The organism is Actinomadura rudentiformis, assembly GCF_008923185.1.
GTDB classification, from domain to species: Bacteria; Actinomycetota; Actinomycetes; order Streptosporangiales; family Streptosporangiaceae; genus Spirillospora; species Spirillospora rudentiformis.
In genome coordinates this window covers 39,662-53,523 of the sequence record NZ_WBMT01000032.1, presented here as the reverse complement: position 1 = coordinate 53,523, position 13,862 = coordinate 39,662, and the positions used below count along the sequence as shown (strand labels likewise).

Below are 13,862 nucleotides of genomic sequence, written 5' to 3'. Positions count from 1 at the left end.
TGGTGAATGAGCACGGGTGGCGCGTGTTCAGCGGCTGCGGCATGCTCGCGACCCCCGGCCCATGTGAACCCAGAGAGGCTGACATTCGTGGTTTCTATGAAGGCGGGGGGTGTCACCGGCTCCTGGAGGGTTCACGACCATGCGCGGTCTCCGTGCGGTTCTTGCCTCGACCACATCCGTTCTCACGCTCCTAGGGATGGCCGATCCCGTCCAAGCGGAACCCGCAGCCGCGGAGCTTCCCACCCCGGCCCAGGCGATGGAGGTGTTCCGCGACCGGTGGGGGCCGTCCGACTTCGCGTTGAAGGGCACGAGCAGCTGGGTCCCGCACTCGATGTGGCACCGGGTCGCACCGCAGTACATCTTCAACCCGGGAACGAACGAGTTCACCACCGAGCCGATCATCAACCGGGAGCCCAAGCCCTTCGATTCCACGCTCTTCCAGCGCACGGTGCACGGACGCACCGAGTACCAGACGGTTCAGACGGCCCACGAGCCGGATGGATCGGCCAGCATCAACTACTTCCCGGTCTTCCACGGAACGCCGAAGGAGTACACGGTCTACGGCTCCGTCGGCGTCCACGCGCCTCCCGAAACCCAGATCGTGACGAACTGCCGCGACCGTGTGAAGGGCGGGCAGCACTTCCAGCTCTGCAGGAACATGCGGCGGGACGGCTTCATCTTCTACCACGTGCAGGTGAGGGACGGGGAGCCCGAGACCGACCTGCCCACCCAGCAGGAACTGCTCGGCGCGCACCGCGACCAATGGGGGCGGGCGGGCTTCGAGCCCACCGGGATCAGCGGCTGGATGCCCGCCGGAACGTGGCGCGCGGAGCTGGCGCTGGTCTTCGCCGATGGCGAGAACGAGCTGACCGGCACCCCCACGCCGCGCACGCCCGGCGAGGGTGGCACGGTGGTGGTCGACTGGCTGTTCCAACGGCGCACCGTGACCGGTAAGCCCGACCAGTACCAGGTCATCCAGCGGGTGAACGACGGCCAGCGGTTCGACTACTTCCCGCCCTTCTTCAGGGGCACGCCTCCCGAGGTGGTCTTCCAGTTCGAGAACCCGCGGACGTACCCCGACCCGCGTACGAACGAGCGTGAGGAGACCCGGATCCTGCACGTGAACGGCACGGACTTCCTGGTCAACCGCGTCGTCCACGCGGGCGGCCGCGTCAACTACTGGGTGGCCCGCCAAACCGCCTGACGCGTCCCGGGTGCGGCGTTCCCACTTTGGCGGTCTTCAGGCGGCGTGCTTCATCGGGTTGCGCATGGACGCCGCGTACACGGAATCGGCTCCAGCGCGCGTTCATGCCCTGCCCGACGTAGAACGGCTCCTCCTCTCCCCATGACTCTGGGGGTCGACTGCGGTAGGTCGTCGTGATCGGTGCCCTGTCGCTCACCTCTCAAAGGGCGCAGTACGGCCGGAAGCGGACATGGCCTTGAGCAACCTCTGATGCGGCAGAGGATTGTGGGTGCCACCGGGTTCCCGTTCAAAGAGAGGGAAGTGCAATGCGCCGTCGCTCCCCGGCCCTCCCCCGCAGCCGTACGAGCGTGATGGTGGTGAGCTTGGCCCTGGCGGCCACCGGGATGGCGCTCCCCAACGCCGCGCAGGCCGACCAGCCCGCCGCGGCTGCGCCCGGCGCCCCCGGCAAGGCAGCGACCTGGGCGGCGGGCGACAAGGACGGCTTCGGTACGGCCAAGAACACCAAGAGCAAGGTCTGGTACACCCTCAACAACGGCGCCCTGACCGAGGTGTTCTTCCCGCGCATCGACACGCCCGCCACCCGCGACACCCAGCTGGTGGTTTCGGACGGCGCCACGTTCACCGATCGGGAGGACCGCGACACGGTGTCCCGGGTACGGCTCATCGACTCGCGCAGCCTGGTCTACCAGCAGGTCAACACGGCCAAGTCCGGCAGATACCGGATCACCAAGACCTACGTGACCGATCCGGGCCGGTCGGCGGTGCTGGCCGACGTCCGGTTCGAGTCGCTCACGGGCCGGCCGTACTCCGTCTACGTCCTGCATGACGCCGGCCTGGGCCTCAACGCCAACGACGACACCGGCCGTACCGGACGCGGTGGTCTGGTGGCCACCGACGGCGTGATCAGCAGCGCGGTCCTCGCGTCCCCTGGCTTCACCAAGACCTCCAGCGGCTATGCCGACCGCAGTGACGGCTGGACGGATCTGCAGGACCACCGCATGGACTGGTCCTACAGCGCAGCCCAACCTGGAAACGTGGTGCAGATGGGCCGGACCCAACTCACCGGCCTGCGCGGGGCGCAACAGCTGACTCTGTCCTTGGGGTTCGATGGCCGACCTGAGACCGCGCTGGCGGCAGCCCGCGCCTCCCTGGGGCGCGGCGTTTCCTCGGCACGGTCGGCCTACTCGGCTGAGTGGCACGAGTACCTTTCCTCCCTCCGCCCCGCCCCCAAGGCGGCCAAGGCCTGGCGTCCGGCTTACCTCGCCTCAGTGATGTTCCTGGCGGCGCACGAGGACAAGACGTTCCGAGGCGGGTTCGTCGCCGCGCCCTCCCGGCCCTGGGCCTGGGCGAACGAGCTGCAACATCTGCCGGTCTACATCGCGGTGTGGTCCCGCGACCAGTACCAGATCGCGACGGCGCTGCTCGCGGCCGGTGACCGGGCCGCCGCCAACCGGGCCCTGGACCACCTGTGGGCCGTGCAGCAGCGTCCGGACGGATCGTTCCCGCAGAACTCGCGGCTCGACGGCGAGCCGGTCTTCGGCGGGCTGCAGATGGACGAGGTGGCCTTCCCCATCGTGCTGTCCCACCAGCTCGGCCGGACCGGGCGAGCCGAGTGGACACGGGTCCGCCGGTCCGCCGGCTTCCTCCTCGCCCGGGGACCCCGTACCGACCAGGAGCGATGGGAGAACATCGGCGGCTACTCGCCCGCCACCATCGCCGCGGAGATCGCAGGGCTGGTCGGCGCGGCCGACATCGCCCGCCGCAACAAGGAACCCGATCTGGCCGCCCGCTATCTGCGCACGGCCGACCAGTGGCAGCGCGACCTCGATCGCTGGACGCTGACGCGCAACGGGCCGCTGGCTCGCGAGCCCTACTACCTGCGGATCACCGACAACGGCGACGCGAACTCCGGCGCGCAGATCCAGATCGCCGACGGCGGCCCTCTGGTCGACCAGCGCAGGGTGGTCGACCCGAGCTTCCTGGAGATGGTCCGCCTGGGAGTCAAGTCCGCCAAGGACCCCGGCGTCCTGTCGACCCTGCGGGTGATCGACGAGCGGCTGATGTACCGGACGCCGAACGGCCCGTTCTGGCACCGGTCGAGCTTCGACGGCTATGGCGAACGGCGGGACGGCACCCAGTGGGAGCCGGTGCCGCCCGGATCCGGGGAAACGATAGGACGAGGCTGGCCGCTGCTGACAGGCGAGCGAGGCGAGTACGCCCTGGCCGCACGCCGGCCGGCCCAGCGCTACCTCGACACCATGGGCCGGGTGGCCAGGGACTCCGGTAGCCAGGTCATCGCCGAGCAGGTGTGGGACCACAACCCACCGGCAGGGCGCTTCACACCGGGCGAGAACACCTTCTCCGCCACCCCACTGGCCTGGTCGCACGCACAGTTCATCCGCCTCGCGCATTCAATCGACGCCGGCCGCCCGGTGGAAACCCCCCGCGTAGTCGCTTGCCGCTACAAGACGACCCTCTGCTGAGACCTGATTCCCTGCCCCTGGCCGAGTGGAAGAGGCGTCTCGGACTCTTGAGGGAGGGACTCTTGTGTGAGCCCGAGACGCCTTGACGGTCAGACCTTCCCGGCGGCGAAGCTGGCGGCTTGGTTGGCGTTATCGCCGTAGCTCAGGTGCGCGAGGATGTTGGCGCCCCCGCCGCAGATGGGATCGCCGTTCGCGCAGATGTCGAGGGTACGGCTCTCGTACGTGCCCGTGATGCGGCGCCCAATGGCCCTGATGGGATTGCCGAAGACCAGGATGGCGGCGACGCGGGGCTGGATCGAGGAGGGGATGGTCTTGGTGATGGGGCCGCCGACGAGGGCGCCGTCGCTGCTGATCCCGATGGAGTTGGCCACCACGTTGGCGCCCTGGGAGTAGCCGACGAGGATGAACCTCTGGTTCGGGCAGGACGAGGCTTGGGCCGTCACGTGGTTGACGAGATCGGTGTTGCCCTGGGAGGCCGAGCCCGGGAGCACGCTGGCCGGGTAGTTCACCGGGTAGCTCGTGAAGCTCCTGTTCCGGATCCTGCTCCTGAGCGCGGAGTAGACGGGGTCGCCGACGATCCAGCCGAGGGTGCCCGGCTCACCGGTGCCGCGGGCGCTGACCACGTCGAGGTCGGTGCACGGGGCGGCGGCCGAGGCGAGCGTCGCAGAGGGGGGCGCGGCAGAGGCGGGGGCGGCCGGGGTGATGACGACGCCGCCGACGGCGACGCAGGTCACGGCGACGAGCTTGGCGGTGAACCGGCGCCGGGTGACGACGCGAGGGGAGAAACGCATGGGGGGCCTTCTTTCTCGCGGACGGCGTCCGCGATCGGGTGCTGTGATGGTCAGCCTTTGCAGAGGCCCCGGAAACGCGCTTTTCTATAAAATTCGGCGGCATTCCACTCAGTCAGGTGATTGGCCCCATAGGCGACTTTATGGCAGCAGAACGGCCGCCACCTGATGGGTGGCGGCTGTTCTCGCGAAAGACCCTATGTGTAGTCGTCGAAGAAAACGGTGACGGTATTGGAATTCGACGGCCAGTTCGGTACGACGATTCTTGCGGTCTGACCGTTCCCGCCTCTTTGCCGGGTCTCCATCGTCACGGTGCCGTTCGGCGGATTCGCGGAGGGCATGAAGATGTCGACGCCGCTCATGAACGGGAGCGCGGGGAACAGCCCGATCGACACCGAGGTATTGGTGGCGCGGTCGGACCTCCAGTCGTAGGCGAAGAGCCCGATCGCCCGCTTGCTGCGCGGGGTGGTGGTCGCGTTCAGCACGCTGGTGCCGTTGATGGTGAGCGTGTCGCCGCCGGCGCCCTGGTCGCCCCACCACTCCTTGTTCCGGTAGGCGAGAAGGGCGACGTGCCGCTGGTTGCGCTCGATGAGCCAGTCCACCAAGCTCCCGGGCTCGCTGGTGAGCAGCCTGATGCCCAGGTCGGTACGGCGGAACGGCTGGAAGTACAGGTGTTGCACCTGGGTGCTGCCGGTCCTGCTGATGAGGAATTCGTAGTGCGCCGTGCCGCTGCCGTTGAACGGGCCGAACGAGCCGTCCCCGGAGAGCTGGTACGTGGCCACCGGCTGGCTGCTGGTGCGGCGCCCGGTGGCCGGATTGACCGTGAACACGTCAAGCCGCGCGTTGGTGGCGCCCACGTTGTACGGGAACAGGACCGCCCGGCCGCCCAGCTGGATCTGCCCGGACTCCGGCACGACATCGGTGGTCTGCGGGTCCGTCCCGGTGAAGAACCTGTAGACCGCCCTGAACGTGGCGACGGAGGACGTCGTCTCCACGTGCGCCTCGTTGGGCTGGTACACGTTGGTCGCACCGGTGATCGAACGGCTCTGGCCGCCCTCTCCCCAGATCGCCATGGTGGGGACGCCGCCGGGCAGGGAGGTGGCGGTCCCGCCGTCGATGTTGACGTAGTGCGCCACGTTCGCCGCGCGTGCCGCCGAGCTGTTCAGGTACTCCTGGGAGATGGCGGTGCCCAGCGAGTGCCCCAGGAGGTCGACCTTGTCGGCGCCGGTGGCGGCCTTCAACCGGGCGATGCGCTGGTCGAGGGCGGTGTGGACCTGCTCTCTGGTGTTGTTGGCGAACGTCGAGTCGTACTCCAGGAACTCGATGTGCGTGGCCGGGTAGCCATTACTCGCAAATCGTTTGGCCTGGGTTTGGAACTGGCTGCCGGAGCCAAAGAAACCGTGTACGAAAATCATCGGGCGCGGTTCGGCCTTGGCATTCGGCGCACCGGACGTGGCCGCTGCGGACGCCGCCGGGAGCATCCCGAACAGCAGGGCCACGGCGGCCAGCAATCCCAATAGTCGTTTCATGAGACGCGTTTCCTCCGATCAGGGAACGGGCAGGACCCGCACCGCATCGGACGGCGTCCCCCACGCGCCGCCGCCACAGCGGCCGGGCGTTCTCATCGCAAGCTACGAGCCGATGACGAGGCCACCTATAGGGCTTTGTATAAAGTCGCGCGCCTTCGCTTTGCGGTGGCCGCATAGCACGCGGGAACGGGCCGCTTGACCTTCTGGCTCGTCGCGGGGCGGCTCGACCGTCTAGCCCGTCGCGGGCGACTCGAGATGGCTTGCGAGGGCGAGCGAGGGTGCCCGCGCGGGCCGGGTCGACATGAGGCCGAACTCCACGGCTGCATGCAGGATGAGCAGGAGTTCCGTCCGGTGCTCCGGATCGTGGATCTCCTCGCCCATCAGTTCCCTGAGCCGGCGGATCCGGTAGCGAACGGTCTGGTCGTGCACCGTCAGCCGTTCGGCCGTGTCGACGGCGTTGTCCCGGCACTTCATGTACTCCAGCAGGGTGCGCGCGAACACGGCCCGCTGGCGCGGTGGCAGCTCGTCCAGCGGGCCGAGCCGCGCGTCCACCGCGAAGGTCAGCAGTTCCTCCCCCTGGGCGACGATGTGCGCGGCGACATGGTCCATGCAGCGCGCGACCCCGCGTTCGGCGATCACCTCGCGGTCGATGAGCGCGAGCGTCCGCCTCGCCCAGCGGAACGAGACCGCGCCCCGGTGCGGCGGCACGGCGGGGCCGATCGCCGCCCGCACGCCCGAGGACAGGGCCAGCACCTCCTCGGTGGCCTCGACGGCGGACGCGGGCACGACCAGGAAGGGCTCGGGACCGTACCATCCGGCCAAAACCGTGGCCGGCAAAGCGGGCACCTCCCGATCCGCCGGCTTCCGCACGGCGACCACGGCGATGGCGGGCGGCACCGGCCATCCTGCGGAGGCGGCCAGCTCGGCGATCGCCTCCCGGCTCCCGGGGGGATCCGACACGAGCACGTCGCACAACCGGCCACGGAGACGTTCGCGTTCGGTGGCGATGCGCTCGTTGGCGTCGGCGAACCCCTGGGAAACGGCTCCGGCGAGCTTCTCCAGCAGCACGAACAGCGACTCGATCAGCTGGCCCAACGTCCAGAACGGCCAGCCGAGCCGTTTGGCGGCCTCGATGAAACGACGGCACGCCACCTGACCGCCCACGCGCATGGCCGTGTGGAGCCGTTCGATGCTCCGGCCCTGCTGCGCCTCGTACATTCCGGTCGCCACGTAGATTTCGGACAGCCGCTTCCAGTCCATCTCCGCATGGCCGAGTGAATCGATGAAAGAACGCGCCGTCTCCGTGACCACCCAGTGCAGCCGACGGCTGAAAGCGCTGTCGGCCGGACGCGCGTACTCGGGCACCACAAACTGAATCTCAAGTGCGATTTCCACAGCGCAGGCCTGCAGGTCGGCCCGCAACTGCTCGGCCACCTCGTCCATGGTCATGGTCGACGACCCGTCGTCATCGCGGAAAGGACCTCTCAGCCATTCTGTCTCCGTTGGAATGGGCCCGCTAGCCTGCTGCCGCGTCGGCGAACGGGGCATCGTCCTGTCGTGTTCCCGCGGGAAGAACGGGGTCCTCGGGTGGGCTGATGCGCACCCAGGAATGGAGCAGGAGCATCAGCTCCGTTCGATGAGCGGAGTCGAACGGCAGATCGCCGAGTATCTCCTCCAGCCGCCGGATGCGGTAGCGCACGGTTTGCTCGTGCACCAGCAGCTGTTCCGCGGCCGCGACGGCGTTGTCCCTGTTCTCCATGTAGACCAGCAGCGTCCGGGCGAGCGGCTCCCGGCGCTGGGGCGGCAGTTCGAGCAGCGGCGCCAGCCGGACGCGCAGCGCGACGTCGATCAGTTCCTCGCACATCGCGCCGGCCAGCGTGGGGATGTGGTCGACGCAGCGGACCGGCTCCTTGGCGGAGAACACCCCGCGTTCGACCAGCGCCAGCGCGTGCCGCGCCCACCGCAGCGACATGCCGGCTCGGGTGACGGCCACCGTCGGGCCGATCGCCGCCATGTGGCCGCGAGCGAGCGAGGCGAGCAGGCGCTCCTGGCCGGGGCCCTCGGGATCGGGAACGATCAGGTAGGGATCGGGGCCGTGCCAGTCCGCGAGGATCTGCGGCGACAACACCGGCACCGGCCGCGTGCCCGTCCGCCGTATCGCCACGAGCGCGAGGGACCGGGGCACCTCCCAGCCCGCCCCGTACGCCAGATCGCTGATCGCCTCCATGCTGGCGTGCGGCTCCATGATCAGCAGGTCCCGCAGCCGGTGCCTGGCCCGCTCGCGCTCGGTGGCCATGGCCTGCTCGGCGCGGGCGTAGCCGTGGCCCGCCGCGCCGGCGACCTTCTCCAGGAACACGAACAGCGAGTCGGTGATCTGCCCGAGCGTCTCCAGGGGCCAGTCCAGGCGCTGGGCGTCCTTGATGAACCGGCGGCACGCGACCTGACCGCCGACGCGGATCGAGGTCTGAAGGCCCTCCAGGCCGCGGCCCTTGCGCGCCTCGTAGGCGCCGATGCCCGCGAAGATGTCGGACACGGCCTCCCACGGCGGGTCGGGCCGGCCGATGGCGTCGATGAACGCGCTCACGCTCTGTTCCGCCGCCCAGCGCATCCGTTGCCCGTACCGGCTGTCCTTGGGACGCGCGTACTCGGGCACCTGTCTCTTGATCTCACGGATGATCTCCGCCGCGGCGGCCTCCAGGTAAGGCCGCAGGGGGACGGCTAGATCGGGCGACACCCGCGACAACGGGACGCTCCCGGCTGCCCTGGCAACGTGCGCAACCACACTGTCCTCCAGAAGCTCGTCCCCCGATACCTACGACTGGCCCTAGCTCCTTAAGCCCTGGCCCTGACTCCCCCTAGCCCTTTCCTTCGTCCTGGCCCTGGCCCCTCAGGCCAGGCCCGGGCTCTCAAGCCCGGCCCTGGCTCCTCAGGGTCGCTGGCTCCTCAGGGTCTGCTTCCGCTCGACACTTTCCTAGCGAGACTCAGACAAAGACTGACCCGCGACTCATCAGCCAGCATCCAAAGTGCGTTCCGCCGCCGAGTCATTTCCCTCGGCGGGCAGCCGCCGGGCCAGTACCCGGTAGGTGTTGGACCGGGGCCCGCGCTTGATCAGCGGTGCCAGCAGCTGGTCCGCCGAAGCCGCCACGAACATGGCGGGGCCCGCGGCCAGGTACACGCCGGTTCGCAGGGCACGCCGCAGCCGGACGTGCCTCTCGGGTTGCCACGGCTTGGCGGGGTCGGGCACGACGCGGTGCGCCAGCATCATCACGATCATGAGGAAGTCCACCGGCTGGTGCGCCGGCCCGCGTTCGACGGCCACGGTCTCCAGACCGCGGTCCGCCAGGGCGGCGACGAGGTTGTCCAGCGGAACGAAGTTCAGATGCTGCGGCTGGAACCAGGCGTGCCACCAGCGCCCGGCCACCCGGCCGATGATCCATTCCGGGTCGGGGACCTCGATGAGCAGGTGCCCGCCCGGCGGCAGCACCGTGGCCGCGGCGTCCAGCTCCGCGTACGGGTCGACGGTGTGCTCCAGATAGTGGTGCATGCTGACCACGTCGTAGGCCCCGGCCAGCTTGTCGGCCAGGTCGGGGAAGAAGCCGAGGTGACCGCCGTCGATCCAGCCTCGTTCCTCGGCCTCCTTGATGCTCACGCTCATGTCGAGCGCGTCGAACCTCGTCTCCGGCCAGACGTCCCGGGCGGCGTTGCAGAAGTGGCCATGGCCTCCGCCGACGTCCAGCCACGCCTCGGGCTTGGCGTGACCGCGGAGCATCCGCGCCCGATCCCGGTAGTGCGGAGCCGCCAGCCGGAACCCGCGTTCGACCTCCGGGCCGCCGGGGCCGTCGTAGAAGTCGCGGTAGTGGAACTCCAGGCCGGCCGAGCTCAGCCGGGGGTTCTGGAAGACGTGCCCGCAGTCCTGGCACTTGTCGAGGATGAAGACACCCGGACGGTGATGCTGGTGATCCCCGCTGGTGACGAGCCGGCGCAGGGACGTGCCGCCACACCAGGGGCAGTCCATGCGGCGCGGCTCAACGAAGCTGTCCGCCTTCTCTGCCAGCTCGGCCGCGTACTCGCGGCGGAGGCGGGGCAGCTCGGGGTCGGGCTCTTCCCTCTCGGCGGCGACGCGGGCCCAGCGGGCCAGCGCCGTCACCGGGCGCGTGAGCGAGAACGCGTGCAGGTCGTGCGGACGGAGCGGTGTCCTGAACGTGGCGAGGAAGGGCTGTGCGCTGGTGGCGGCGAGCACCGCCGCAGCCGCCGCGGCGTCCCCCTTGCGCCGGCTTGCGAACGCCCAGGCGACGCCGCTGCTGAGCAGGGCCAACCCGAGGAGGTTGCCGGTCAGGTATTCGGGCAGGTCGCTCGGCCAGCGCCCGCGCAGGATCGCACGGCGGTCCGCGGGCGGGCAGGCCACCGGAGCGATCCTCTCGGCCACGGCCAGGTCGGTGCCGACGGGCGCAAACGTCTTGAGCTTGACCGAGAGTTCCTCCAGCTCGGCCGCACTGAGGCCGGCGAACCGGTCGACCTTTGCGCGTTCCGCCACGTCCGCCGTCACGAGGATGGCGTGCCCTCCCCCGACGCCGCGCGCCAGCCGGGCGCCGCGGTAGGTGTCGGGCTCCACGCGCCGGGCCAGTTCCATGGCGCGCGCGCAGTCGAGACCGGCGGGGACGAGGTCGAGCACCTGCAACCGCTGGGTGGTGGCGTACGCGCTGGCGGCCCGGCGGGTCTCGTCGTCCAGCACGACGCCGGCGGCGGTGACGAAGTGGTGGTCCTCGGCGACGGGCTTGTCCGAAGGCGGCAGGGGCCGCAGCCGGGCTGCCCGCGTCCGGCGCCACACGGCATCGGCGGTAAGACCGAACGCTGTGGTCAGCAGAATCGATCGAAGTCGCATCAGGATCCCTTCGCAGCGGGGGGCGGGAACCGGATCGGATCCCGAGATCCGCTAGCGATGATCGACTACCGCACCACTTCCGGACACGTCTCCAGCGTCAAATTCCGTCCCGCCCACACTCACCCAACTGAGTAGTCGGCGATCATAGGACCATACGGGGTCGGGAACTTTGCTCGCCGACAAACACACACGGGCAGATTAAGCAATTTCTGCATAGTGCGGTTCACCGTCCGGACGCTCGCTGACCGTGGTAATTCGCTCACAGAAAGAGTCGGCCGGTATAAACAATTCGTTCGCAAAGAATTACGCGGTGCCACATATGTGGTCGCCACCAGGCGCGGTGCGCCTGGTGGCGAAAGAGCTGCGGACTTCCCGTCAGGAGGCGGGGAACTTCTGGGTCAGCCAGGCGCTGAGCTGGGCGCGGGCCGCGGTGAGCTGGGCCGAGGTGGGCGGCGTCCCGGTGCCGGTGTTGACGATCAGTGCGACGTGGACGCCGGAGGACGGCGGGGCGGTGAGCCGCAGCCGCTTCGCCGTCGTGGAGCCGGGCTCGGGCGCGGCCGTGACGGGTCCGGAGCCGGGCAGGCCCGTCACGGTGGCCAGGTCGCTGACGACCGTGGTGGCGGCTGGGGTGAAGGACTGCGGGAGGTGCAGTTCGGTGGGGGCTCCAGACGATCCGCTCCGCCAGACGAGCACGCCGTACTGCCGGTTCTGCACCAGGGCGGAGAGGTCGGGCATCGAGGACGGGGCGATCAGCCACGGCTGCTCGCGTCCCGTTCCGCCGTAGCCGGAGCGGGCCAGGTCCTCGTAGGCGAAGGCCATGGAGTCGCCGCTGACGGCCGCCGGGTAGAGACGGTCGAGGACGCGCTGGTCGAGACGGAGTTTGACGGCGCCCGCGTCATCGGTGGCGACGACGGAGTGGTCCTCGTCGTTCCAGGCGTCGCCTTCGGTCTGCACCTTGTCGGGGTTGCCGTTCATCAGCTCGTGGTGGCGTCCGCTGTAGATGTCCCAGTGCCACTGGGTCGAGGAGAGCACGTCGCCGCTCGACGCGGGCGTGCTCCACCAGTTCTTGCCGGCCACGCCGGCGTCCATCGACTGGTACATGGAGCGGATCATCCACGGCGTGCGGTCACTGCCGCCGCCCGACAGCTTGTGCCCGAACTCCGAGACGAACGGAGCCGTCCTCAGGGAGGCGGCCCGCTGCCGGATCTCGTTCATGGACTCGGCGTAGGTGCCGTCGGTGGCCGGCGAAGGGTCGAGCGTGATGCGCGCGCCGTCGTAGTAGTGCGTGTTGAACACCATCCGGCTGCCGAGCGGCCCGACCGTCGTCATGCCGCCCTCTTCGAAGAACGCGGTGTTCCAGAAGACGAGGGGTTCGACGTACGCGGGCTTGGACGTCCAGCCTGCCCGGTCCATGGCGGACCGGAAGCGCTGGTAGAAGGGCATCAGGTGGGTCTTCTCCCAGTCGACGCCCTTCTTGCCGTCGAGCCCTCCGTCGAACGGCTCGTTCAACGGGTCCATGCCGATGACGGCGTTGAACGACTCCGGGGGAAGCTTCTGCTTGACGTACGTCATCATCGCCTCGGCCTGCTGCAGGTAGGCGCTCTGGACGCCGACGGGCCCGGCCGAGGTCGTCAGGACGCGGTCACGCCAGAAGTCGTACATGGCCTGGCGCACCGCGCCGTTCGTCTGCATGTTCTGGCCCCACAGGATGCAGATCCCGCAGGACTCCTTGGGGTAACCGCCGGCCTGGATCACCCATTTGGGGGCGCCGTCCCCCGTGTACCAGCTCCCCTTGTTGAACAGGTGGGCCGAGTAGAGGTCCTGGTGGTAGTCCAGCAGCACGTTGATGCCGCGGTCGGTGAAGACCTTGATCTGGGCGATGGCCTTGTCGAGGTAGGCGTAGTCGATGCGGTCGGGTGCGGGCTGGACTCCCTCCCAGCTGATGAGGAACCGCACCACGTTGGCGCCGGTCAGGTCGCGCATCGCCTGGGCGGACTTGACGGCGTCGGCGGTGCTGCGGAACGGCAGCAGGCTGTTCTCGTAGAGCTTGGTGCTCCCCGAGACGTTGAAGCCCCGCAGCGTCACCTCCCGGCCCTGGGCGTCGCGGAGCACCCAGGCCTGTTGTTTGGGGGAGACGGTGACGTCCGCGCGAGCGGGGGCGGCGACGAGAGCGGCCGCGACGAGCGAGGCCGCCGCGGCGGTCCGGAGGAACCGGCCAGAGAGTCCTGTCATGGGGGTGGGTCTCTCTTCCAGAACGCAAGAATCTTCTTGCACCACAGGGGGGCTTCAGTATGCAAGAACCTTCTTGCACTGGCAATGGCTACGTTTCTCAGGTGGCATCCCCTACGCGCGAGCGCATCCTCGACGCGACCCTGGCGCTGGTCCAGGAACGCGGTTTCGGCGGCACCACGGTCACGGACATCGAGGAGCTCGCCGGCCTCTCTCCCGGCAGCGGCAGTTTCTATCGCCATTTCCGCTCCAAGGAGGAGGCGGTGCGCGAGGTCTACGAACGCGAGCTGGAACGTGCGCAGCGGCACCGCGAGACGTTCGAACGCGGCCCCGTCGACGACCCGCCGCAGGCCCTCACCCGCCGCATCACCGAGCAACTGGACTACATGGAGCGGATCAAGCCGCTGATCACCCTGCTGGCCCGCGAGCACGGCAGGTTCCCCGATCTGGAGGCGAAGATCGGCCGATCCCTGCTCGACCAGGGCATCACCGAGGAGGCCGACCACCTCACCCGGGACCTGCACGACCATCCCGCCCACGGCGACCCGCGCGCCCTCCTGGCCGTCGTCATCTCTGCGATCACCGGCTATCACCTGGCCAGGACGTTCTTCGGCCGCTCCCCCGCCGACGTCACCCCGGAACGGTTCGCCTCAACCCTGGCCGAGCTGATCATCACCGCAACCCTCGACCCCCCGGACACGCCGGGCGACAAGACCCCCTAGCGGCCCAAGGCGGTGCGTTCGGCGA

General features: G+C 69.2%; 9 protein-coding genes. 3 read left to right on the top strand and 6 right to left on the bottom strand.

All coding sequences use genetic code 11. The features are described from left to right. Positions 1 to 196: 196 nt before the first annotated feature. Together F8566_RS46315 and F8566_RS46310 are read left to right on the top strand one after the other, a co-directional pair. A complete protein-coding gene (locus F8566_RS46315) occupies positions 197 to 1,204 on the top strand; it encodes a hypothetical protein (RefSeq protein WP_151570241.1) in 1,008 nt (335 codons plus the stop codon). A 305-nt stretch (positions 1,205 to 1,509) separates the two neighbouring features. Further along, the gene (locus tag F8566_RS46310; protein ID WP_225994150.1) at positions 1,510 to 3,687 is read left to right on the top strand and encodes a glycoside hydrolase family 15 protein; all 2,178 of its coding nucleotides are present in this window, start codon (positions 1,510 to 1,512) and stop codon (positions 3,685 to 3,687) included. A gap of 89 nt (positions 3,688 to 3,776) precedes the next feature. Here F8566_RS46310 and F8566_RS46305 read toward each other — a convergent pair whose 3' ends face one another. The 6 genes from F8566_RS46305 to F8566_RS46280 form a co-directional block, all read right to left on the bottom strand. Beyond that, positions 3,777 to 4,478, bottom strand: coding sequence for a cutinase family protein (locus tag F8566_RS46305; RefSeq protein ID WP_151570239.1), 702 nt, complete (start codon positions 4,476 to 4,478; stop codon positions 3,777 to 3,779). A gap of 194 nt (positions 4,479 to 4,672) precedes the next feature. Next, positions 4,673 to 6,004, bottom strand: coding sequence for an alpha/beta fold hydrolase (locus F8566_RS46300; protein WP_151570237.1), 1,332 nt, complete (start codon positions 6,002 to 6,004; stop codon positions 4,673 to 4,675). Between the two features lie 231 nt (positions 6,005 to 6,235). Continuing rightward, the gene (locus F8566_RS46295) at positions 6,236 to 7,453 is read right to left on the bottom strand and encodes a PucR family transcriptional regulator (RefSeq protein WP_151570233.1); all 1,218 of its coding nucleotides are present in this window, start codon (positions 7,451 to 7,453) and stop codon (positions 6,236 to 6,238) included. Between the two features lie 67 nt (positions 7,454 to 7,520). Then, a complete protein-coding gene (locus F8566_RS46290) occupies positions 7,521 to 8,786 on the bottom strand; it encodes a PucR family transcriptional regulator (RefSeq protein WP_151570231.1) in 1,266 nt (421 codons plus the stop codon). Between the two features lie 225 nt (positions 8,787 to 9,011). After that, positions 9,012 to 10,886 carry a class I SAM-dependent methyltransferase gene (locus tag F8566_RS46285; protein ID WP_151570229.1) on the bottom strand — a complete coding sequence of 625 codons (1,875 nt, stop codon included), beginning with the start codon at positions 10,884 to 10,886 and terminating at the stop codon, positions 9,012 to 9,014. Positions 10,887 to 11,261: 375 nt separating this feature from the next. Continuing rightward, the gene (locus tag F8566_RS46280; RefSeq protein WP_151570227.1) at positions 11,262 to 13,118 is read right to left on the bottom strand and encodes a cellulase family glycosylhydrolase; all 1,857 of its coding nucleotides are present in this window, start codon (positions 13,116 to 13,118) and stop codon (positions 11,262 to 11,264) included. 101 nt (positions 13,119 to 13,219) lie between these two features. On the opposite strand from F8566_RS46280, the gene F8566_RS46275 reads away from it, so the two are divergent. Continuing rightward, positions 13,220 to 13,837: a TetR/AcrR family transcriptional regulator gene (locus F8566_RS46275; RefSeq protein ID WP_192810237.1), complete on the top strand. Its 618-nt coding sequence runs from the start codon at positions 13,220 to 13,222 to the stop codon at positions 13,835 to 13,837. Positions 13,838 to 13,862 lie beyond the last annotated feature (25 nt).

Bases quoted from the DNA above. Each gene is read 5' to 3' on its own strand.
- F8566_RS46315 (WP_151570241.1), top strand. From the start codon at position 197: ATGGCCGATCCCGTCCAAGCGGAACCCGCAGCCGCGGAGCTTCCCACC.
- F8566_RS46310 (WP_225994150.1), top strand. From the start codon at position 1,510: ATGCGCCGTCGCTCCCCGGCCCTCCCCCGCAGCCGTACGAGCGTGATG.
- F8566_RS46305 (WP_151570239.1), bottom strand. From the start codon at position 4,478: ATGCGTTTCTCCCCTCGCGTCGTCACCCGGCGCCGGTTCACCGCCAAG.
- F8566_RS46300 (WP_151570237.1), bottom strand. From the start codon at position 6,004: ATGAAACGACTATTGGGATTGCTGGCCGCCGTGGCCCTGCTGTTCGGG.
- F8566_RS46295 (WP_151570233.1), bottom strand. From the start codon at position 7,453: ATGACCATGGACGAGGTGGCCGAGCAGTTGCGGGCCGACCTGCAGGCC.
- F8566_RS46285 (WP_151570229.1), bottom strand. From the start codon at position 10,886: ATGCGACTTCGATCGATTCTGCTGACCACAGCGTTCGGTCTTACCGCC.
- F8566_RS46280 (WP_151570227.1), bottom strand. From the start codon at position 13,118: ATGACAGGACTCTCTGGCCGGTTCCTCCGGACCGCCGCGGCGGCCTCG.